This window comes from Pseudomonas ficuserectae (genome assembly GCF_024584585.1).
GTDB classification, from domain to species: domain Bacteria; phylum Pseudomonadota; class Gammaproteobacteria; order Pseudomonadales; family Pseudomonadaceae; genus Aquipseudomonas; species Aquipseudomonas amygdali.
Genome location: NZ_CP085684.1, coordinates 4,343,304 through 4,364,898 on the forward strand (window position 1 = coordinate 4,343,304; position 21,595 = coordinate 4,364,898).

18 protein-coding genes, 4 tRNA genes and 1 pseudogene are annotated in these 21,595 nt (G+C 59.6%); 11 read left to right on the forward strand and 12 right to left on the reverse strand.

Annotation, left to right across the window (positions count from 1 at the left end; translation table 11 throughout):
- Window positions 1-36: 36 nt before the first annotated feature.
- Window positions 37-942 carry a LysR family transcriptional regulator gene (locus LJU29_RS19125; protein WP_004657392.1) on the reverse strand — a complete coding sequence of 302 codons (906 nt, stop codon included), beginning with the start codon at window positions 940-942 and terminating at the stop codon, window positions 37-39.
- 219 nt (window positions 943-1,161) lie between these two features.
- Here LJU29_RS19125 and LJU29_RS19130 point away from each other — a divergent pair, with 219 nt between their 5' ends.
- Genes LJU29_RS19130 through LJU29_RS19145 form a run of 4 tightly spaced genes read left to right on the forward strand, consistent with a single transcriptional unit; the run spans window position 1,162 to window position 5,628 of the window.
- Window positions 1,162-1,776 (forward strand): cysteine dioxygenase family protein, encoded by a 615-nt coding sequence (locus tag LJU29_RS19130; protein ID WP_002554518.1) that lies wholly within the window; start codon window positions 1,162-1,164, stop codon window positions 1,774-1,776.
- Complete coding sequence (locus LJU29_RS19135; protein ID WP_257111064.1) at window positions 1,773-3,356, forward strand: rhodanese-related sulfurtransferase; 1,584 nt, start codon at window positions 1,773-1,775, stop codon at window positions 3,354-3,356. Before LJU29_RS19130 ends, LJU29_RS19135 begins: the two co-directional genes overlap by 4 nt.
- 56 nt (window positions 3,357-3,412) lie before the next feature.
- Entirely contained in the window at window positions 3,413-4,402 is a 990-nt protein-coding gene (locus tag LJU29_RS19140) for an ABC transporter substrate-binding protein (RefSeq protein WP_004667817.1), read from the forward strand.
- Between the two features lie 32 nt (window positions 4,403-4,434).
- Entirely contained in the window at window positions 4,435-5,628 is a 1,194-nt protein-coding gene (locus LJU29_RS19145) for an acyl-CoA dehydrogenase family protein (protein ID WP_002554521.1), read from the forward strand.
- Between the two features lie 7 nt (window positions 5,629-5,635).
- Here the strand turns inward: LJU29_RS19145 and LJU29_RS19150 are convergent, their stop codons facing one another.
- The 3 genes and pseudogenes from LJU29_RS19150 to LJU29_RS19160 form a co-directional block, all read right to left on the reverse strand.
- A complete protein-coding gene (locus tag LJU29_RS19150) occupies window positions 5,636-7,906 on the reverse strand; it encodes a molybdopterin guanine dinucleotide-containing S/N-oxide reductase (protein ID WP_257111065.1) in 2,271 nt (756 codons plus the stop codon).
- A gap of 28 nt (window positions 7,907-7,934) precedes the next feature.
- Window positions 7,935-8,927, reverse strand: a pseudogene (locus LJU29_RS19155) (ABC transporter substrate-binding protein).
- 115 nt (window positions 8,928-9,042) lie between these two features.
- Window positions 9,043-9,951, reverse strand: coding sequence for a LysR family transcriptional regulator (locus LJU29_RS19160; RefSeq protein ID WP_257111066.1), 909 nt, complete (start codon window positions 9,949-9,951; stop codon window positions 9,043-9,045).
- Between the two features lie 188 nt (window positions 9,952-10,139).
- Here LJU29_RS19160 and LJU29_RS19165 point away from each other — a divergent pair, with 188 nt between their 5' ends.
- On the forward strand, window positions 10,140-10,862 hold the full coding sequence (locus LJU29_RS19165; RefSeq protein ID WP_002554527.1) for a pirin family protein: 723 nt from the start codon (window positions 10,140-10,142) through the stop codon (window positions 10,860-10,862).
- Window positions 10,863-11,093: 231 nt separating this feature from the next.
- Complete coding sequence (locus LJU29_RS19170; RefSeq protein ID WP_010194201.1) at window positions 11,094-11,450, forward strand: cupin domain-containing protein; 357 nt, start codon at window positions 11,094-11,096, stop codon at window positions 11,448-11,450.
- A gap of 90 nt (window positions 11,451-11,540) precedes the next feature.
- Here the strand turns inward: LJU29_RS19170 and LJU29_RS19175 are convergent.
- The 4 genes from LJU29_RS19175 to LJU29_RS19190 form a co-directional block, all read right to left on the reverse strand.
- Window positions 11,541-11,616: transfer RNA gene (locus LJU29_RS19175), tRNA-Gly, on the reverse strand.
- Between the two features lie 4 nt (window positions 11,617-11,620).
- Window positions 11,621-11,696, reverse strand: a tRNA-Glu gene (locus tag LJU29_RS19180).
- 100 nt (window positions 11,697-11,796) lie between these two features.
- Window positions 11,797-11,872, reverse strand: a tRNA-Gly gene (locus LJU29_RS19185).
- A gap of 2 nt (window positions 11,873-11,874) precedes the next feature.
- Window positions 11,875-11,950 (reverse strand) — tRNA-Glu (locus LJU29_RS19190).
- Window positions 11,951-12,244: 294 nt separating this feature from the next.
- On the opposite strand from LJU29_RS19190, the gene LJU29_RS19195 reads away from it, so the two are divergent.
- Window positions 12,245-13,003, forward strand: coding sequence for a hypothetical protein (locus tag LJU29_RS19195; RefSeq protein WP_257111067.1), 759 nt, complete (start codon window positions 12,245-12,247; stop codon window positions 13,001-13,003).
- A gap of 54 nt (window positions 13,004-13,057) precedes the next feature.
- Here the strand turns inward: LJU29_RS19195 and msrC are convergent, their stop codons facing one another.
- Together msrC and LJU29_RS19205 are read right to left on the reverse strand one after the other, a co-directional pair.
- A complete protein-coding gene (gene msrC, locus LJU29_RS19200) occupies window positions 13,058-13,540 on the reverse strand; it encodes a free L-methionine (R)-S-oxide reductase MsrC (RefSeq protein WP_057452644.1) in 483 nt (160 codons plus the stop codon).
- Window positions 13,537-14,427 (reverse strand): ATP-binding protein, encoded by an 891-nt coding sequence (locus LJU29_RS19205; protein WP_002554531.1) that lies wholly within the window; start codon window positions 14,425-14,427, stop codon window positions 13,537-13,539. Before LJU29_RS19205 ends, msrC begins: the two co-directional genes overlap by 4 nt.
- An 80-nt stretch (window positions 14,428-14,507) precedes the next feature.
- Between LJU29_RS19205 and LJU29_RS19210 the strand changes: the two genes are divergently transcribed.
- A complete protein-coding gene (locus tag LJU29_RS19210; protein ID WP_005755107.1) occupies window positions 14,508-16,856 on the forward strand; it encodes a hybrid sensor histidine kinase/response regulator in 2,349 nt (782 codons plus the stop codon).
- Between the two features lie 6 nt (window positions 16,857-16,862).
- Here the strand turns inward: LJU29_RS19210 and LJU29_RS19215 are convergent, their stop codons facing one another.
- On the reverse strand, window positions 16,863-17,348 hold the full coding sequence (locus LJU29_RS19215; RefSeq protein WP_004665941.1) for a glutathione peroxidase: 486 nt from the start codon (window positions 17,346-17,348) through the stop codon (window positions 16,863-16,865).
- Window positions 17,349-17,498: 150 nt separating this feature from the next.
- Window positions 17,499-17,894, reverse strand: a complete 396-nt coding sequence (gene msrB, locus LJU29_RS19220) for a peptide-methionine (R)-S-oxide reductase MsrB (RefSeq protein WP_002554534.1) — start codon at window positions 17,892-17,894, stop codon at window positions 17,499-17,501.
- A 190-nt stretch (window positions 17,895-18,084) separates the two neighbouring features.
- Between msrB and LJU29_RS19225 the strand changes: the two genes are divergently transcribed.
- From LJU29_RS19225 to LJU29_RS19235, 3 genes are all read left to right on the forward strand, one after another.
- A complete protein-coding gene (locus LJU29_RS19225; protein ID WP_004657364.1) occupies window positions 18,085-19,296 on the forward strand; it encodes a pyridoxal phosphate-dependent aminotransferase in 1,212 nt (403 codons plus the stop codon).
- Window positions 19,297-19,563: 267 nt separating this feature from the next.
- Window positions 19,564-20,451 carry a protease HtpX gene (gene htpX, locus LJU29_RS19230; protein WP_257111068.1) on the forward strand — a complete coding sequence of 296 codons (888 nt, stop codon included), beginning with the start codon at window positions 19,564-19,566 and terminating at the stop codon, window positions 20,449-20,451.
- A 311-nt stretch (window positions 20,452-20,762) separates the two neighbouring features.
- Window positions 20,763-21,530, forward strand: a complete 768-nt coding sequence (locus LJU29_RS19235) for a DODA-type extradiol aromatic ring-opening family dioxygenase (RefSeq protein WP_005755113.1) — start codon at window positions 20,763-20,765, stop codon at window positions 21,528-21,530.
- Window positions 21,531-21,595: the final 65 nt, after the last annotated feature.

Sequence of the window (21,595 nt, forward strand, 5' to 3'; positions counted from 1 at the left end):
GCTTCTGACTGAAGACTGCCCGCCCGCAATGACGTTTCAGGCGGCTGCTGAAACCGGCTTGAGGGAGCGCGCCACCAGCGCGCCAAAAGCCTCGACCGGTGCTTGCAGATTGCCCAGAAAACGTGGGTAGAACAGCCACAGGTCCATCACCGGTTTGAAGTCCTTGAGCGGTAGCACCACCAGTTGCTCGCGGTGAGCGCTGCGCTCCAGCAACGGCCTTGGCACCAGACCCAACCCCATGCCATCGGCTACCAGCCCCAGTTGCAGCTCGGTGCCGAAGGTTTCCAGATTGACCTTCATGCTCAGCCCCTGATCGGTCAGCGTACGCTGCAAACCTGCGCGAAAACCGCAGCCGTCGGGGTTGAGTACCCAGCCCTGCTCGTAGCAATCCGCCAGCTTGCCGGGCTTTTTCGGCACCAGCCCCTTGGCGCAGACCACCACCAGTTCCATCTTGCCGATTGACTGACCGACAATGTTGTCCGGAAATATCTTGCCAGCAGGGAACAGCGCTGCCGCAGCATCCAGCTCACCGTTTTCGATTTTGCCGATCAGGTGACTGCCCCAGCCGGTGCTGACCTGGGCGCGCAAATCCGGGAATTCTCCGCGTAGCTGCTTGAGCGCATCGAGCAGCACCACGTCACCGATGGTTTGCGGCACACCCAGACGCAATAGGCCGCTGGGCGGCGTGTCGCTGGCCACCAGCTCGCGCAACGCATCCATCTCGCGCAGGATTGCCAGGCACTTCTGGTACACCTGGATGCCCATCGGCGTTGGCTTGAGCGGCTTGGTATTACGATCGAACAGCTCGACCCCAAGGGCCTGCTCGAAATTCTGCACCCGGCGAGTAATCGCCGGCTGGGTCAGATCCAGCGATTCAGCGGCATGGCTGATCGACTGACAGCGGATGACTGCAACGAACGCATCGATATCATCAATTTTCATTCGGACCGCACATAAAGAAGAGAAGAAACACAGGCAAAAAGAATAGTCCCGGCAGACGTCCATTCATAGCCCGTCCAACAGACCGACGCTAGATTTCACGCATTGCAGCACGGAAGTAAAAGACGTTTTCGTTATAACCTAATCATTAAAAAATAGCATATTAAATATCCATATTATGCTTATATCAAACCATTCCCTGACCCTGATCTGGAAATGGACATGACTCAGAACCGACACCCGGAACGACTCGGGGCCTTTATCGACGCGCTGGGCGAGCTGATTGGCAGCGAGCCGCACGAAGGCGATCTGTTGCGTCGCGGCGGCAAGCTGCTGGCGCAACTGGTCAGCCACGATGACTGGTTGGCAGAAGAATTTGCCGTACCCGACCCCGACCGTTATCAGCAATTTCTGCTGCATGCCGACCCGCAGCAGCGCTTTTCAGTGGTCAGTTTTGTCTGGGGGCCGGGGCAACGCACGCCGATTCATGACCATCGCGTCTGGGGCCTGATCGGCATGCTGCGCGGTGCCGAGCATTCACAGGGCTATACCCGCAACGCGCAAGGACGCCTGGAAACCAGCGGCCCGGCAATTCGCCTGCAACCCGGCCAAGTCGAAGCGCTGTCACCGAAAAGCAACGATGTGCATCAGGTCAGCAATGCTTTCAACGATCAAGTGTCGATCAGCATCCACGTTTACGGCGCCGATATTGGCACCGTGAAACGTGCGGTCTACGACCTGGACGGCACAGAAAAACTGTTCATCTCCGGCTATTCGAATGCCGCAGCCATCACCCACGCCACTCAGGATCAGCCAACAGGGAGCCCCGCCCGATGACCACCCCCGCCACCCGATCATTCGCCGACGTTCGTCAGGCATTGCTGGACCGCCAGGAACTGGCCTTGGTAGACGTCCGCGAAGAAGCACCCTTTGCCCAGGCCCATCCTCTGTTTGCGGTGAACATCCCGTTGTCGAAGCTGGAGCTGGAGGTGTTCCCGCGCATCCCGCGACGCGACACAGCCATAACCCTGTACGACGATGGCGAGGGCCTGGCGCAGGTTGCGCTGCAACGTTTACAGGCGCTGGGCTACAGCGATGTGAGACTGCTCGACGGCGGCCTGCAAGGCTGGCGTGAGGCTGGCGGCGAGTTGTTCATTGATGTAAATGTGCCGAGCAAGGCGTTTGGCGAACTGGTGGAACACCATCGCGCTACCCCGTCTCTGGCGGCTGAAGAGGTCAAGGCCCTGCTCGACAACAACGCCGATGTAGTGGTGCTCGATGCCCGGCGCTACGACGAGTACCAGACCATGAGCATCCCCGGCGGCATCAGCGTACCGGGCGCGGAACTGGTGCTGCGGGCACGGGAGCTGGCACCGGACCCGAACACCCGAATCATCGTCAATTGCGCCGGTCGCACGCGCAGCATCATCGGCACTCAGTCACTGGTCAACGCGGGCCTGCCCAATCAGATCAATGCGCTGCGCAATGGCACGATTGGCTGGTTACTGGCCGGTCAGACGCTGGATCATGGTCAAGACCGGCGTTTTGCAGCAGTCAGTGAGGAAACCCGCGAAACCGCCAGTGCCGATGCGCGCAAGGTGGCTGATCGCGCCAAGGTCAAACGCGCCAGCCGCGCTGACCTGCAACGCTGGCAAGCCGAGACTTCGCGCACCACGTACCTGTTCGATGTGCGCACACCGGAAGAGTTTGCCAAAGGCCATCTGCCCGGTGCGCGCTCCACACCGGGCGGGCAACTGGTGCAGGAAACCGATCACTTCGCCAGCGTACGCGGCGCACGAATAGCCTTGGTGGACGACGACGGCGTGCGCGCCAACATGTCGGCTTCCTGGCTGGCGCAACTGGGCTGGGACGTGTCGGTGCTCGATGATCTGCATGCAGCAGACTTCAGCGAAACGGGTGACTGGGATGCGCCGTTCCCTGCGCCACCGCAAGTGGAGGCGATCAGCGTCGAGACGCTTGTTCAATGGCAGACACAGGTCAAGGTGGCGGTGCTGGATTTCACCGCCAGCGCCAATTACGTCAAACAGCACATTCCCGGTGCCTGGTGGACCTTGCGCGCCGACCTCAAACAGGCGCTGGAAAAAATACCTGCCGCCGACCGCTACGTATTGACCTGTGGCAGCAGCCGTCTGGCGCGTTTTGCCGTGGCCGACGTCGAAGCGCTGACCGACAAGCCGGTGTTTTTGCTCGATGGCGGCACCGCCAGCTGGATCAAGGCTGGCCTGCCGTTGGAGCATGGCGAAAGCCGAATGGCCTCGCCACGCATCGATCGCTATCGCCGCCCGTACGAAGGCACCGATGCGCCGCGCGAAGCCATGCAGGCCTACCTGGACTGGGAGTTTGGCCTGGTGGAGCAATTGGGCCGGGACGGGACGCACGGGTTTTACGTGATTTGAGCGTGAGGAACGATAAGTGTCTGGCCGACCGATCAACTCAATGGAGAAACACCTCAATGCTGCCTTTTTTCAAATCACCTCTACCGCTCAAAAGCCTGCTGCTGGGCGCGTTGCTCAGTGTGCTGGCAGGCCAGCAGGTGGTCGCTGCCGAGCAGGCTCCGCTGTTGGTCGCCAATCAGAAGTCGCTGCTGAAAATACTGTTGCAGGTCTCCGGCGAACTCAAGGACGTGCCTTACGAGATCCAGTTTTCCGAGTTCCCCTCGGCGGCCCCTCTGGGAGAGGCATTGAACGCTGGCGCTGTGGATATCGGTGCGCTGGGTGATGCGCCCTATGTGTTCGCGCTGGGCGCGGGTGCGCCCTTGAAAGTGGTCAGCATTACCCATGCCCAGGGCCGTTTCACCACGGCGGTGCTAGTCTCGAAGGACTCGCCGATCAAGACCGTTGCCGACCTCAAGGGCAAGCGCATCGTCACCGGGCGCGGCTCCATCGGCCATTATCTGGCGATCCGCGCCCTGCATGAAGCCGGGCTGAAAACCAGTGACGTCACCTTCATCAACCTGCTGCCCAGCGAATCGCGTCTGTTGCTGGACAGCGGCGACGCCGATGCCTGGGCGACCTGGGACCCTTATACGACGATTTCCATCGCGCAAAGCGACGCTCGTGTGCTGGTCAGTGGCAGCGAGTTGCTGAGCAATCACCTCTACCTCGCCGCCACCAGCAAGGCCATTGAAGGCAAACGTGCCCAACTGGATGATTTTGTAGCCCGGGTGGAGCGCGCCTTCAACTGGTCCAATGCTCATCCCGAAGAGTACGCGGCCGCTCAGGCGAAGGTCACCGGCCTGCCGCTGGCGGTGCATCTGGCGGTGGCCAAGGCGACGAAAATGCAACGTACGCCGATTGATGATCAGATCGTTCAGGGACTGCAGAACACTGCGGACACCTATCTGGCTGAAGGCATCCTGACTAAAAAAATCGACGTTTCAACCGGCTTCGACAAGAGCTTCAACGCCTCGCGCGCGCAGATCGCTCAGGCCGCCACGCAATGACCGCTGCATAACCGCTGCGAAAAGGACCCCGCATGACACTCTCGACCCTGCGCCCTACCCCGCGCCAGCATTATCCGGCAGCCGAGTCGGCTGAAGACTTCAGCGAACGACTGGCTACGCTGACCGCCACATTGGCTGAAACTGCCGAGCAGTACGACATCAGCGCCCAGTTCCCGCATGCCAACTTTCAGTTACTGCACACCCACGGCCTGCTCGGCCTGACCGTACCGGCTGAACTGGGCGGCGGCGGTGCCGATCTGCCGCGCGCGCAGCAAGTAGTCAGCGCAGTAGCCAAGGGCGAACCGTCGACGGCGCTGATTCTGGTCATGCAATACCTGCAGCATTCAAGGCTGCAAGAGAACCGTAACTGGCCGAGCCATCTACGTGTACAAGTTGCCGAAGAGGCGGTACGCGAAGGTGCGCTGATCAACGCCCTGCGCGTCGAGCCTGACCTGGGCACCCCTGCGCGTGGCGGCCTGCCTGGTACCGTCGCCCGCCGCAGCGCCGACGGCTGGCGCATCAGCGGCAGCAAGATCTACTCCACCGGCAGTCATGGCCTGACTTGGTTTGCCGTGTGGGCGCGCAGCGACGACGATGACCCGCTGGTGGGCAGCTGGCTGGTCCACAAGGACACGCCGGGCATCAGGATCATCGAGGACTGGGACCACTTGGGCATGCGCGCCACCAGCAGCCACGAAGTCCGCTTCGACGACGTGCTGGTGCCGCTTGATCATGCCGTCAGCGTCAGCCCATGGAGCGCCCCGCAATCCGAACTTGATGGGTCGGGCATGCTGTGGATGTCGGTGCTGCTGTCGTCGGTCTACGACGGCATCGCCCACTCCGCCCGCGACTGGCTGGTGCACTGGCTGGAACAGCGCAAGCCGTCCAACCTCGGGGCTGCGCTGTCGACCCTGCCGCGCTTTCAGGAAACCGTCGGGCAGATCGACACCTTGCTGTTCGCCAACCAGAGCCTGCTGCAGTCCGCGGCCCAGGGCCACACGCCCGCACAGCATGCTGCGCAGATCAAATACCTGGTGACCGGCAACGCGATCCGTGCGGTGGAACTGGCCATCGAGGCCTCGGGGAATCCGGGACTTTCACGCAGCAACCCGCTGCAGCGCCATTACCGCAACGTGCTGTGCGGCCGGGTGCATACGCCGCAGAACGACGCGGTATTGGCGGGTGTGGGCAAGGCGGTTTTTGCGGCACGTAATAAAGAGCAGTAAAACGCACTCAGAGCAGTGACGGCGGCTCGAACGCCGTCACTGGCGGCAGCGCCTGATTCCATTTGACGATGTCCACCGACGCGGTCTGCGCCGCACACCCTTGCGACAGGCTGGAAGCACCGATGTCCTGGGTGATCACATTAGGGTTGCCGTGCTTTTCCAGGCTGCCCGGCTCGCCATGCACCAATGGATCGAACCAGGCACCGGTGGCAATCTGCACCACGCCGGGTCGAATACTGTCCGATACGATTACTCCAGCCAGAAACGCCCCCCGCTCATTGAAGACCTTGGCCACATCACCATCGACCAACCCGCGCATTTGCGCATCCAGCGGGTTCAGGGTCAGCGGCTCGCGTGCCTGAATTTTCGAGGAAAGGCTGTAGCTGCCGTGGTCGTACTGACTGTGCAGGCGGGTTTTGGGTTGATTGGACAGCAGGTGCAGCGCGTGGGTAGGCGCAGGTTTGTCCAGCCATACCGGATGGCCAGGACAGTCCGCATAAGCGAAGCCCGCGATGCGCTCGGAGAAAATTTCGATGCGCCCGGACGGCGTCGGCAGTGGATGCGCGTCAGGGTCATCGCGAAAGGACTTGAGCAGTACGTTATCGGTCTGGGGATAGTCTATTTCCAGTAATCCGTCACGCCAGAACTGCTCGAAATCCGGCAGGGTAATCCCGAAGGTTTCAGCGCGCTGCCGGGACTCATCGTAAATAAAATGCAGCCAGGCCTGGGCATCACGACCTTCGGTAAACGCCTGTGCCACACCCAGCCGCTCGGCCAGCCCGGCCAGAATCGAATAGTCATCACGAGACTCGCCCACCGGCGCGATGGCCTGCTGCATGGCAATCATGAAACGATCGGACGCCGAGCTGCCGATGTCATTGCGTTCCAGCGCCGTGGTGGCTGGCAGCACGATGTCGGCATAGCGTGCCTGAGCGGTCCAGAACTGCTCGTGAACGATGATGGTTTGCGGCCGCTGCCACGCCTCCAGCAGCCGATTGAGGTCTTGATGGTGGTGAAAGATATTGCCACCCGCCCAGTACACCAGGCGAATATCCGGGTAAGTCTGCTGCTGCCCGTTGTAATCGAAGGGTGTGCCGGGGTTGAGCAACATATCTGTCACCCGCGCAACCGGAATGAAGTCCTTGACCGGATTACTGCCTTGGGAAAAGCGCGGCCCGGAGAACGCTTTGCGGCCGCTGCCGGTGTTGTTCATGCAGCCATAACCCAGGCCAAAGCCGCCACCGGGCAAACCGATCTGCCCCAACAACGCCGCCAGGGTGACGGTCATCCAGAACGGTTGCTCGCCATGTATAGAACGTTGCAATGAATAAGCGACATTGATCATGGTGCGTTTACTGGCCATGCGCCGCGCCAGGTCGACAATCTGCTGCGCAGGGATATCGGTCAATGCTGCGGCCCACTGCTGGTCCTTAGGCTGGCCGTCGACGTGACCCAGCAGATAATCGCGAAAACGCTCATAGCCCACGGTGTAGCGCTGAACGAAATCTTCGTTGTGCAGCCTTTCGCTGATCAATACCCAGGCAAGCGCCATCATCAACGCCGTGTCGCTGCCGGGGCGTACCGCCAGCCACTGGTTATGCGTCGGGCCAGCCAGGTCATCACGCAGCGGGCTGACGTTGACGAACTCCACGCCCGCGTCGGACATGCGTTGCAACGCGTCGGTCAACAGATGGTCACTGGCACCGCCGGGGCTGGTCTGCGCATTCTTGGCGGGCAATCCCCCGAAGGCGACGAACAGCTCGCAGTGCTCGGCAAGGTTCTTCCAGGACGTATGCGCCGCCAGCAGCCAGTCCATGTTGCCGACAATGTGCGGCATCAGCACCCGCCCGGCCCCCAGGCTGTAGCTGTCGGTACTGAATACATAACCGCCGATGCAGTTGAGGAAGCGATGCAGCTGGCTTTGTGCGTGATGAAAACGCCCCGCGCTGCCCCAGCCGTAGCTGCCGCCAAAAATTGCCTGATTGCCATACTCGCCTTTGACGCGCTGCAACTCACTGGCGACCAGATCCAGCGCCACCTCCCAGGAGACCTCGACGAACGGCTCCTGCCCACGCAGATCGGGTCGCCCGCCGGCTTGCTGAAGAAAACTGCGACGTATCGCCGGGCGCATGACGCGTGTGGGCGAGGTAATGGCATCGGCAACCGAATCGCCAATCGGTGAAGGGTCCTTGTCCCACTCCCCAGGCAGCAGGGCTTTCAACTTGCCTTCCTCGACCTGCGGGCGATAAACACCCCAATGCAATGACGTAAAACTCATGGTGAAGGCTCCAGGACAAGGCAGTCGTTCAGCGGGCAACCTGCGCTTGGCTGTCCAGCGCCGCATTGAACGACTCGTCAAACACGCTGGCAGCAGGATAGCGTTTGGTCAGCCCGGCGTGGTTGAAAAAATCGATAGTCTGCTATGCGCCTGCCACCACTTGCGGGGTGATCGGCACCACCACGACCTGAGCGCGGGAAAACCAGCGGCGCGCTACTTGTGCATCGGCTTTGGTCAGCGCAGCCCAGGCGTTGGCGTAGATTTCATTGTGCTGCGGGTCGCTGACCGACCAGGCGCGCGCGGCTTGCAGGCGCTGCAGGAAATCGCTGATCTGCTCGCGCTTGTCCTTGATGGCCTGATCGTTGGCGACAATAAAGCTTTGCGCAGGGATCAAGCCGTCGGCAGTTGCAATGATTCGTGCGCCCTGACGCTCCTGTTGAGTGACATAGGGCTCCCAGGTCGCAATCGCGTCCACCGAGCCGCCATCCAGCGCGTGAGAGGAATCCAGTGCACTAAGGTAGCGATAGTCCACGGCATCGCGGGCGACACCCGCCTTGTCCAGCGCGGTGAGCATCAGTTGCTGGCTGAACGAGCCTTTCCAGATGGCGACTTTCTTGCCGGCCAGATCCGCGACGGTTTTGATCGGCGAATCCTTGCGCACTACGATCGCAACGCCGTCAAGGTTCTGCCGCGATACGCCGATGACCTTGATCGGCGCACCCAGCGCGCCCATGAACAGCGCAGGCGAATCGCCCAGCAAACCGATGTCCAGGCTACCGACGTTCAACGCTTCGGCGACCGGGGAGCCTGCGGTGAACTGCTTCCATTCAAGCTCGTAGGGCAGATCCTTGAGTACACCGGCCGCTTCCATCACGGTCCGGGCGCTGTAACTCTGATCACCGACAATCAGGTCGGCAGCCTGGGTGTTCAGCATGGCCACAAGGCCCAGCGCCAGGCCCGTCAGCAGGCGTTGGCTCCAGCAGATGATAGTTGTCGGCACAGGCAGGGTCTCCAGAAGCATCGGGCAGATCGAATTGATCGGCAACGACCCTAACACCCGAACAAAAATTAGCTAAATTCATTTTTGTTCTAGCCTAAGATGCAAAAAAATTATCTAAACCTGTGCGACGAAGCGCTCACCCAGGCGGTTCATTGAGCTCGACACCTGATTCCAGACGTTCGTGCAGGAACTCAATGAATGCCTGCACTGGACGTGAGGCCTGACGGTGCTGGGGATAAACCGCTGACAGCGTCAAGGGCTCGGGCCGCAAGTCATCGAGCACCCGCACCAGGCTGCCGTCACGCAGCGCCGCGCCAACAATGAACGTCGGCAGGTAGATGATGCCCAGCCCGGCCACCGCCGTGTCTCTCAGCAGCTCGCCATTATTGGCGCGCATCCGCCCGCTGATGTTCAATATCAAAGGCTTGCCCTGCACCTGAAAACGCCATTGCGCCTGACGGCTGTGGCCATAGGGCAGGCAATCATGAGCGTGCAGATCTTCAGGTTTTTGCGGCGTACCGCGCTCGGCCAGGTAGGCAGGGCTGGCGCAGTAGACCCGATCAATCGAGGCAATGCGCCGGGCGATCAGGCTGGAGTCTTCCAGCACCCCGATACGCAGCACCAGGTCATAACCTTCGCTGATCAAGTCCACCGCACGGTCGCTCAGGTCCACCTCCACCGCCACGTCGCGGTAGCGCTGCAAAAACAGCGGCAGCAGACAGCCCAGATGCGCAACGGCAAACGACAGCGGCGCACTCAGGCGCAGGGTGCCGCGTGGCTCGCTGTTCTGCCCGGTAATCCCCTGCTCGACCTGTTCGATCTCGGCCAGCAGGCGCAGGGCAGACTCGTAGTAACTCTGCCCCAGCGGCGTCACATCCAGACGTCGCGTCGAGCGGTTGAGCAAACGTACGCCCAGCCGTTCCTCCAGTTGCATCAGGCGCCGACTGACAAATTGCTTGGACAGGCCCAGCTTGTCGGACGCCGCCGTGAAGCTTCCGGACTCCATGACCTGGCAGAAAATCCGCATGTCTTCAAAAGGGTTCATGTGTCGTGGCCTGAGTGAACGCTGGGTGCTGTTCGACAGAGCGTAACGTGCCACCCGGCACTGTCAACCACAGCGAGACAGTCATTCATGTTCCAGCTACTTATTGCGACAGTCGATAAGCCGTAACCTTTGTCTCACTTGATCGATTGCTGAATGTGCAGCGTCGATAGACGGATGGAGAAAGAATCATGCTGACTCTTCGTAAAGCTTCCGACCGCGGCGCTGCCAACCATGGCTGGTTGAAATCCTTTCATACCTTTTCCTTTGCCGGTTATCGCAACCCTCAGGAGCAGGGCTTTTCCGATCTGCTGGTGATCAACGACGACCGCGTGATTGCGGGCAAAGGTTTCGGCCAGCACCCACACCGTGACATGGAAATCTTTTCCTACGTGCTGGAAGGTGCGTTGGAACACAAGGATACGCTGGGCACCGGGTCGGTGATTCGCCCTGGCGACGTGCAATTGATGAGTGCCGGCAGCGGCGTGGCGCACAGCGAGTTCAACCATTCGCACACCGAGGGCGTGCATTTTCTGCAGATATGGATCGTGCCGAATGTTGCAGGCGCAACCCCGAACTACCAGCAGGAGCATTTCAGCGCTGAACAGAAACGCGGTCATTTGCAGCTGATCATTTCGCCAGAAGGCGAGAACGGTGCGCTCAAGGTCCGTCAGGACGCTCGTGTGTATGCCGGTCTGTTCAATGGCAATGAAACTGCGACCCTGGAACTGGCTGCCAACCGATATGCCTACGTGCATGTCGCCCGTGGCAGTGTGGTGCTCAATGGGCAGCCGCTTGACGAAGGTGACGGGGTGCGTTTGCGCAACGAACAGGTCATTAGCCTGAGCGAAGGCGTTGACGCAGAAGTGTTGGTTTTTGACATGCGGCCCAATGAACTGCCGCAAATGCCCTGATGCATCGGGCCCGTTACTCGGACCGACATGGCGTTTCTTTCACTTGATCGACGCCTGCATCTGAGCCACGCTCCGCCGACAAGGCATAGTATTCACTCCCCCTGCCCTTGCCGGGCAGCGGGCCGGGTGGGTCAGCGCTATCGAGCATCAGGCGAGGAGAAAACCGTGGCCAGCGATCAACTTGATTGTGTCCTTTTGAAACCCGCCAAGCCCTCTCAAGGCAAGCAGGGTATGGATTATCAGGTCGGCATCTCCGCACAAAGTGCAGGTGCCCGACATATCCATATGCAGCTGCTGACAATTGCCCCTGGAGGCAGGGGTAAGGCTCACAAACATCAGGAGCATGAAACCGCCATCTATGCCCTGAGTGAAGCCACCGGCTGCTGGTATGGCGAGTCGCTGGAAAAGCATGCCATCGTGGAACAAGGCGACTTCTTTTATATCCCGGCGGGAATGCCGCATGTGCCCTATAACCGCAGCAACGAGCGCGAAGCAAAGGTTCTGGTCGCGCGTACTGATCCCAACGAGCAGGAGAGCGTGACCCTGATGCCGCAGCTCGACGAGTTACTGGCATCCAGACAGGACTGAGCGTGACATGCGGGAAAGATGATCTTTTATAAAGATGCTCAAAACGCACAAACAAAAACGCCGCTCTGATGAGCGGCGTTTTTGTGAATTTGGAGCGGGAAACGAGACTCGAACTCGCGACCCCGACCTTGGCAAGGTCGTGCTCTACCAACTGAGCTATTCCCGCAATATGGCGTCCCCTAGGGGACTCGAACCCCTGTTACCGCCGTGAAAGGGCGGTGTCCTAGGCCACTAGACGAAGGGGACACTGCCTGAAACACAATGGTGTGTGTTTCAGTTCGAGACATCATCCGAAGATGTGTTCTGGTTTCACTCAACCCTGCCCTGAGGCAAAGCTGCTTAAAATTGGAGCGGGAAACGAGACTCGAACTCGCGACCCCGACCTTGGCAAGGTCGTGCTCTACCAACTGAGCTATTCCCGCAATGGCGTCCCCTAGGGGACTCGAACCCCTGTTACCGCCGTGAAAGGGCGGTGTCCTAGGCCACTAGACGAAGGGGACACACGTACAACATTCACTACTTATTTGCGCTACGCTGTGTGCTTTACGCTGTAAGTGGCGCGCATTCTATGGATGGATTGAGGGGTCGTCAACCCCCATGTGAAAATTTATTGAAATCAATAACTTCGATGCCGTTCGGACGCTGACCGACTGTCGCCAATCGTTCAGCTGCCTAATCTATATAGAAGAGATGCCGACAAACTCCAGGAGGGACATCTATGCGCAGTAGTGCTTAGCCACTACACTCGCACTAAAACTAATTGAACAAATGAGGTTTGCACAGTGACTCCACTCATGATCACGCTGATGGTATTAGCAGGTATCGCTCTGCTCATCGCGATCGGCTACCTGAATCACGTCGCTGAAAACGGCAAACTGGAAAAGGCCCGCACCAAGGTCGAACTCAGTGATCGCTTGCGTCGCTGCAGCGAAATCACCGAAGTATTCCCCGGCCAGTTGATGTCGCCAGCCTTGAAGCTGCTGCTTACGCGTCTGGAACTGAACGTCGTGCAGCGCATGCTCAGCCTGGACAAGGGTAACGCTCAACTCAAGCACCGCATCGGCGAGCTGGAAGAGCAGATCGGCAAAGGCGAACGCATCGACATCCCCAACCCGGTCACGCCGATCCAGACCGAAGCCAAGGCCAAGGACGTGCGTTTCCTTCTGGAAGCCCTGCATGGTCAGGTGACCCGAGCTGCACATGACGGCTTTCTGCAAACCAGCGAAGCCAAACACTGGATCCGCGAAATCCGCACGATTCTGGTCACCCTACACATCGAGTTCTTCAACAACCTCGGTCAGATGGCCCTCAGTCAGGACCAGCCGGGCCAGGCTCGTCTGGCGTTCGAACGCGGCGTGCAGTATCTGCGCAACCAGCCGGACCCGGTGACGTACCAACAGCAGTTGCTGGCGATGGAAAAACAACTGGCCCGCGCCAACTCAATGGTACTGACCAATACCGCGCCATCCGAAGACGACGACAACGCGCTGACCGAAGGCTTGAAGGCAGACGAAACCGAATCCGAATGGAAGAAGAAAATCATCTACGATTGATGACTGCCCCGCCGCTGCCGGACCTGTGCTCCGGACAGCGGCAGGTCGAGCGGCTCAACAGTCGGTCGATGACAGAAAGATAGCCGCCAGACGTTCGATCCCCGCCTGATCCACCTCGTTGAAACGCCCCACACTCGGACTGTCCAGGTCCAGTACGCCGATCAGACGCCCATCCTTGACCAACGGCACCACCAGCTCGCTGTTCGATGCGCTGTCGCAGGCGATGTGTCCGGGAAACTCGTGAACGTCCTGAACACGCTGGGTTTGCCGACTCTGCGCCGCCGCCCCGCAAACGCCGCGACCAAAGGGAATGCGTACGCACGCAATCTGCCCCTGAAACGGACCCAGTACCAGCTCTTCGTTACGATTGAGGTAAAAACCCGCCCAGTTCAGATCGTCGATCTGCGTATAGAGGAATGCCGAGAACTGCGCCGCATTGGCGATGAAGTCGCGCTCGTCGGCCAGCAATGCCTCAAGCTGGGCGGCCAGCAGACCGTAGCCATTGAGGCCGGCACCGGTGTTTTGCAAATCGATCATGTGTGTTGCTCCAACAATTCAAGTCCTACCCAGTAACGTGCAAATTGATACGCGCAGCGGCCATTGCGATTGCCACGCGCGGTCGCCCAGCGAATCGCAGCCTTTTCCAGGCTTTCGTCGCGCTGCCATTGCAAGCCGGCTTTGTCTGCCAGTTGCGTGATCCAGTGCTCGACCACGTTCAGGTAATGCTCCTGAGTGAATGGATAGAACGACAGCCACAGGCCGAAGCGGTCAGACAACGCGATCTTGTCTTCCACGGCCTCGCTGGGGTGCAACTCGCCGTCGACGTGCTTCCAGTCAACGTTGTCGCTTTCCTTTTCGGGCACCAGATGGCGGCGATTGGAGGTGGCATACAGCAATACGTTATCCGGTGCCTGCTCCAGCGAGCCGTCAAGCACGCTTTTCAGTACGCGATAATCACCCTCGCCCGACTCGAACGACAGGTCATCGCAGAACAGTACAAAGCGCTGCGGCAGTTTGTGCAGTTGTTCGACCACACGCGGCAAGTCGCCCAGATGATCACGCTCGATCTCGATCAGGCGCAGACCGGCCGAGGCGTGCTCGGCCAGCAGAGCGCGGATCAGGGACGACTTGCCGGTGCCGCGCGAGCCCCAGAGCAAGGCATGGTTGGCAGGCAGGCCATCGATAAACTGACGTGTATTGCGCCCCAACTGATCGCGCTGCAGGTCGACGCCGATCAGATCGGTCAGGCGCGTATCCAGGCTCACCTGCAACGGCATCAGGTAGCCGCTACGGCCCTCTTGAACCCAGCGCGCCGCAAGCGTCTGTGACCAGTCGACCGGCTCGCGCACGGCTGGCAACAGCGGTTCCAGCCGGGCCAGCACGGCATCGGCGCGTTGCAGAAAAGCATCCAACCGAGAATCCACGGGATCTCCTTATATTTAACTGATTGGTCAGCAGTGCCTATCAGCTATGCTTGGCCAACCAGAAGTGGCAGTAAGTACTCATGGATATATCGCTCAAAAACAGGCTTTCGTTCAAGCAGGCGCGCCTGGCTGTACTGATCGGCTTCGCGCTGGGGACCTTGCTGAGCCTGTTCCAGATTGCAATCGATTATGCCAGCGAAGACGCGTCCATCAATCGTGAAATCAAATCACTGCTGGAAATCATCCAGAACCCGGCATCGCGCATTGCCTACAACATCGACTCGGAGCTGGCTCAGGAGCTGACACTCGGGCTGCTGCGCTCGCCTGCCGTGGTCAGCGCCAGACTGACCGATAACAATGACGCCGTGCTTGCAAGCGTTGAACGCCCCATGGCGACAGGGCGCTATCGAGTGTTCAGCGATTGGCTGTTCGGTGAAAGCCGTCAGTTTCAGGAAAAACTGCACCTCAACCATTTGCCCGATGAAACCATCGGCACACTGTACCTGACCGTGGACACCTTCGCTTTCGGCAGCCACTTTCTGCAGCGCGCCGAGATCACTCTGCTCAACGGTTTCGTGCGCAGCCTGGCGCTGGCCGGCATTCTGACCATTCTGTTCTACGCCACTCTGACCAAGCCGCTGGTAAGGGTGATCCGCGAACTGAGCAGTCGCGACCCGCGCAACCCCGACCAAGGGAAAATAACCTGCCCGCCTCACCATGAGCAGGATGAAATCGGCGTATTGGTCGCGACCTTCAATCGTCAATTCGAAACCATGGGCAGCGAGTTCTCCAGACGACGCGCGGCCGAAGATCGGCTGACCGAACATCTCAACGAGCTGGAAAACATTGTTTCGGCACGCACCAATGAGCTCAAGGCCAGCAACATACGCCTGCGCGAATCCAACGAGGAACTACAGATAGCGCGCAGTACGGCGCTGGACATGGCCCATGCGCGCTCGGCGTTTCTGGCACACATGAGCCACGAAATCCGCACCCCGCTCAACGGCCTGCTGGGCATGCTGGCGCTGTCACTGGACAGCCCGCTCAGCGCCGAGCAGCGCCAGCAACTGATGATCGCCCACGACTCCGGCAAGGTGCTGGTCGAACTGCTTAACGATATTCTCGACATGTCCAAGTTCGACGCAGGTCATCTGGAGATCGAGCGCATTCCCTTCGACCTTGGGGTGTTGATCGAGGACACCGCCAACCTGCTGTCACAGAATGCGGCCCCCAGCGTGGAGCTGACCTGCCTGATTGCGCCGGACTTTCCGGCCATGGTTACTGGCGACCCTACCCGGGTGCGGCAGATCGTCAGCAACCTGCTGTCCAACGCACTCAAGTTCACCCGTTTTGGGCGCGTGGATGTGCGTCTGACTCACCATAAAGATGTCAGCGGAGAAAACCGGGTACGCATCGAAGTCCGTGACACCGGTATCGGGATTGCGCAGGACGCCCAAGCGAAAATATTCCAGCCGTTCACTCAGGCAGAAACCGCCATCACTCGGCAGTATGGCGGCACCGGGCTGGGTCTGGCGCTGACCAACAATCTCTGCGAGGCCATGAATGGCACGCTGAGTATCCAGTCACAGTCCGGTTTCGGCAGTCAGTTCTGCGCCGAGCTGCCGCTGCCGGTGCATGTGTCCGCAGTCACTCAGACCGCGCTCAGGGGCCGGGTCACTGTGGTCAGCTCGGCTGGCAGCGGCCTGGTGGAGCTGCTTGGCAACCTGCTGCCAACCTGGGGGGTCGATCTCAAGCGACGCAGCATTGATGATCGCCCGGAAGACGTGGACCTCGACAGCAGCCCGGACCTGGTCATTACCGACTGCCCCGAATGCCTGTTTGCGATTCGCCCCACTACACCCGTGCCGATCCTGCTGGTCACCGCCTATGGCAATTTCATGCCCGGCGAACAGGTTACAGCCCTTGCCCCGCTGCAACAGCAGGCTCGACCACTGGCGCGCAACGCGCTTTACCATACGCTGCGGCGTGTACTGGGTCAGGAAGAGACAGGCGTCAGGGACACAAAAGCGCCAGAGCAAACGGCTCAGCGCATGGCCAGGGTACTGTTGGTGGAAGACAACCCGGTCAATCAGCTGGTGGCCAAGGGCATACTTGGCAAGCTGGGGTGCGAAGTGATCATCAGCAGTCACGGCGGCGAGGCCTTGGAACAATTGGAGCAAGGCCACTTTGATCTGGTGTTGATGGACTGCAACATGCCCGTCATGGACGGCTATGAAGCCAGCCGCCAGATCCGCAGCAGCGGCCGCTGGCCAAACCTGCCGATCGTGGCACTTACCGCCAACGCCATGCCCGATGAACGTGAGCGCTGCAAGGCGGCAGGCATGAACGACTACCTAGCCAAGCCATTCCGGCGCGCCGAACTGGCGGGCATTCTGGACCAGTGGATCCCCATCGCTGATATCCGCTGAAACGGCTTAGCGCAGCAGCGCTTCGATTTCACCGGTCAGTTCCTCGGGCTTGGTCAACGGGGCGAAACGCTTGACCAGCGCGCCATTCCTGCCAATCAGGAACTTGGTGAAATTCCACTTGATTCGCTCGGTCCCCAGCAACCCCGGTGCCTGCTGCTTGAGCTGAACGAACAAGGGATGGGCCTGAGCGCCGTTCACGTCGATCTTCTTGAACAGCGGGAAGCTGACCCCGTAGTTCAGTTCGCAAAACCCGGAAATCGCGCCCTCGTCACCCGGCTCCTGCTTGCCGAACTGATTGCAAGGGAAGCCCAGCACTACCAGCCCTTTATCCTTGTAGTCCAGCCAGAGTTTTTCCAGGCCTTTATATTGCGGGGTAAAGCCGCATTTACTGGCCGTATTGACCACCAGCACCGCCTTGCCAGCGTAGTCGGCGAGGGTTTTCTGTTCTCCCTTGATCGTAGTGACCGGGATACTCAGCAGGTTTTCGCTCATCAAAAGAGGCCTCAAGACCAGGCGGTGGCGGGATCGGAATGTGAGCACTGACCTTAGCCTGCAACGGCGTGCGGCGCACCCCAATTTTCGGTATTGATACAGGTCGATAAGCCCAGAGCCGCTGCGTGCAGCGGCACAGCAATCGCCCGGCTACTGGCGCGGGACCAGGTCCAGGCACACCGAGTTGATGCAGTAACGCAGCCCGGTCGGTGGCGGACCATCGGGAAACACATGACCCAGGTGAGCGTCGCATTTGGCACAGACCACTTCGGTACGAATCATGCCGTGGCTGACATCGCGCACTTCGACCACCGCGCTACCTTCCAGTGGCGCATAAAAGCTGGGCCAGCCGCAGCCCGAATCGAACTTGGTGGTGGAATCGAACAGCGGCTCATTGCAGCAGATGCAGTGGTAGACGCCTTCTGTCTTTGTCTCGTTGTACTTACCGGAAAACGGCCGCTCGGTGCCTTTCAGGCGGCAAACCTGATACTGCGCCGGGTCGAGCATCTCTTTCCACTCTTCAAGCGTTTTCTGCAACTTGTCCACAGGTACACCTCCGAATTCGAAAAACCCCGATCTGTACCTTTTCCACAGATCAGGTGGCACGTATGATTGCGCCAGGTCAGACGTCAGTCTGGCACCCGCGTTTGTCGCATACAAACCCATTTTCATGGCGAACGTGCTGCGACCTTCATTGCAAGCCGGCAACAGCTCGTCCATTTTCGGGATCATCACCATGCAGTTCAACAAATCGAACAAGCTCGCAAACGTCTGCTACGACATTCGCGGGCCGGTGCTCAAGCACGCCAAACGCCTGGAAGAGGAAGGCCATCGCATCCTCAAGCTGAACATCGGCAACCCGGCACCGTTTGGTTTCGAGGCGCCGGACGAAATCCTGCAGGACGTGATCCGCAACCTGCCGACAGCCCAGGGCTACAGCGACTCCAAGGGCCTGTTCAGCGCCCGCAAGGCTGTGATGCAGTATTACCAGCAGAAGCAGGTCGAAGGCGTAGGCATCGAAGACATCTATCTGGGCAACGGCGTGTCCGAGCTGATCGTGATGTCGATGCAGGCGTTGCTCAACAACGGCGACGAAGTGCTGGTTCCGGCACCCGATTATCCCTTGTGGACCGCAGCAGTGGCGCTGTCCGGCGGCAGCCCGGTGCATTATCTGTGCGACGAGCAGGCCAACTGGTGGCCGGACCTTGAAGACATCAAGGCCAAAATCACGCCGAACACCAAGGCCATGGTGATCATCAACCCGAACAACCCGACCGGCGCAGTGTATTCCCGCGAGGTATTGCTGGGCATGCTGGAGCTGGCTCGCCAGCATAATCTGGTGGTGTTCTCCGACGAAATCTACGACAAGATCCTCTACGACGACGCCGTGCACATCTGCACTGCCTCGCTGGCACCGGACCTGCTGTGCCTGACCTTCAACGGTCTGTCCAAGTCGTATCGGGTCGCAGGCTTCCGCTCCGGCTGGATTGCCATTTCCGGACCGAAACACAACGCACAGAGCTACATCGAAGGCATCGACATCCTGGCCAACATGCGCCTGTGTGCCAACGTGCCGAGCCAGCACGCCATCCAGACTGCGCTGGGCGGCTATCAGAGCATCAACGACCTGATCCTGCCGCCAGGCCGTCTGTTGGAGCAACGCAACCGCACCTGGGAGCTGCTCAACGATATTCCCGGCGTCAGCTGCGTCAAGCCGATGGGCGCGCTGTATGCATTCCCGCGCATCGACCCGAAGGTGTGCCCGATCTTCAACGACGAAAAATTCGTCCTCGACCTGCTGCTTTCTGAAAAACTGCTGGTAGTTCAGGGCACCGCGTTCAACTGGCCATACCCTGATCACTTCCGCGTCGTGACACTGCCACGTGTCGACGAACTGGAGCAGGCCATTGGCCGCATCGGTAACTTCCTGAAGGGTTATCGTCAGTAAACAGACATCGTCCCCTCTCGCGCCGCATCCCTGCCCCGACCTGTTCGGGGCAGTTTATTTGTGCCCTGCCAAAACAGCATCACCGCCCTGCCCTCACCCCCTCAGGCATCGACCACTCTGGCTCAGGCGCCGTTCAGCTTTGCGGGATTACCATCGATTGCGTGAAGAGGACACAGTTTGAAATAGTCCCTCTGTTGAATAGCAGCGGGCATCACCTTATACACCCGGCATCGAGTTACATATTTACCTGAGGAGAACGTTTCGACCATGATGCGCATTTTGCTGTTTTTGGCCACTAACCTTGCGGTCGTGCTGATTGCCAGCATCACCCTGAGCCTTTTTGGCTTCAATGGGTTCATGGCGGCCAACGGGGTTGATCTGAACCTCAATCAGCTGCTGGTTTTCTGCGCTGTGTTCGGTTTCGCGGGCTCGTTGTTCTCGCTGTTCATCTCCAAGTGGATGGCGAAAATGAGCACCGGTACTCAGATCATCAGTCAGCCTAGTACCCGCCATGAGCAATGGTTGCTGCAGACCGTTGAACAACTGTCCCGCGATGCGGGTATCAAGATGCCGGAAGTCGGTATTTTCCCGGCGTATGAAGCCAACGCATTCGCCACGGGCTGGAACAAGAACGACGCACTGGTTGCGGTAAGCCAGGGCCTGCTCGAGCGGTTCTCGCCGGATGAGGTAAAAGCTGTACTGGCGCACGAAATCGGCCACGTTGCCAACGGCGACATGGTCACACTGGCGCTGGTGCAGGGTGTGGTGAACACGTTCGTGATGTTCTTTGCCCGCATCATCGGTAACTTCGTCGACAAGGTGATCTTCAAGAGCGAGAACGGTCAGGGTATTGCCTACTACATCACGACGATTTTCGCCGAGCTGGTATTGGGCTTTCTGGCCAGCGCCATCGTCATGTGGTTCTCGCGCAAACGAGAATTCCGCGCTGACGACGCAGGGGCTCGACTGGCCGGTACGGACGCGATGATCGGTGCGCTGCAACGCCTGCGTTCCGAGCAGGGCGTACCGGTGAACATGCCTGACAGCCTGACGGCGTTCGGCATCAACGCCGGCCTGAAGAAAGGCCTGGCAGGGCTGTTCATGAGCCACCCGCCGCTGGAGCAACGTATCGAGGCGCTGCGCCGCCGCGGTTGATTCAGGGTTTCGAGATGACTATCGTGCCGGCGCTCTGCGTCGGCACGCCGTTATGGACGCTCTGCGTCCGGTCCTGGCAGGAAAGGCGGCACGGTCGTAAAAGGCTGCACAATGACCAATATCGTGTTGTCCCAGGTCCCGATTGACCTGCGCCTGATGAAAGCCAATCTACCCTGCCTTCCAGCGCCGCAGCCAAAACTCCGCCTGCATGAAACCTCCTGAAAATTAGATCAAAAAGCGCCAGAACTTATATTAGATTTAGATCATGAGAATGACCGATTATGGGGCATTCCCATATTCTGGAGCTGTAAATGTTCCCAAGCCTGTTTATTTCCCATGGCTCTCCCATGCTCGCGCTGGAGCCCGGCGAGAGTGGCCCCGCCCTGACGCGATTGGCCGCCAGCCTGCCCAGGCCTCGCGCCATCGTAGTGGTGTCTGCACACTGGGAAAGCCACGAACTGATCGTCAACGGCAATCCACAACCCGAGACCTGGCATGATTTCGGCGGCTTTGCGGCTGAACTGTTTGCGGTGCAGTACCCGGCGCCAGGTCTGCCTGAGCTGAGCCGCACGATAGTCGAGTTGCTGGCCGCCAGCGGTCTGCCCGCACGCATCGACAGCAGACGACCGTTCGACCATGGTGTCTGGGTGCCTTTGTCGTTGATGTACCCGAACGCCGATATTCCGGTGGTGCAGGTCTCCCTGCCCAGCCGCCAGGGCCCCGAGCTACAGACACGGGTGGGCCGCGCGCTGGCCAGCCTGCGCGCACAGGGTGTATTGATTATCGGCTCCGGTAGTATCACGCATAACCTGCGCGATCTGGACTGGAACGCCGGCCCTGGAAGCACAGAGCCATGGGCTGCGACGTTTCGTGACTGGATGATCGACAAGCTGCAAAACGACGATGAAGCCGCACTGCACCACTACCGCAGTCTTGCTCCTCATGCGGTGCGAGCGCACCCGAGTGACGAGCATTTGCTGCCGCTGTATTTCGCACGGGGCGCAGGCGGAGCATTCAGTGTTGCCCATCAAGGCTTCACCATGGGTGCGCTCGGAATGGACATCTATCGGTTCGGCTGATACCGAAAACGCCTTCCCGCCTGAATCCTGAATCCTAAATTCAGCACAAAAAAATCCCCGAACCA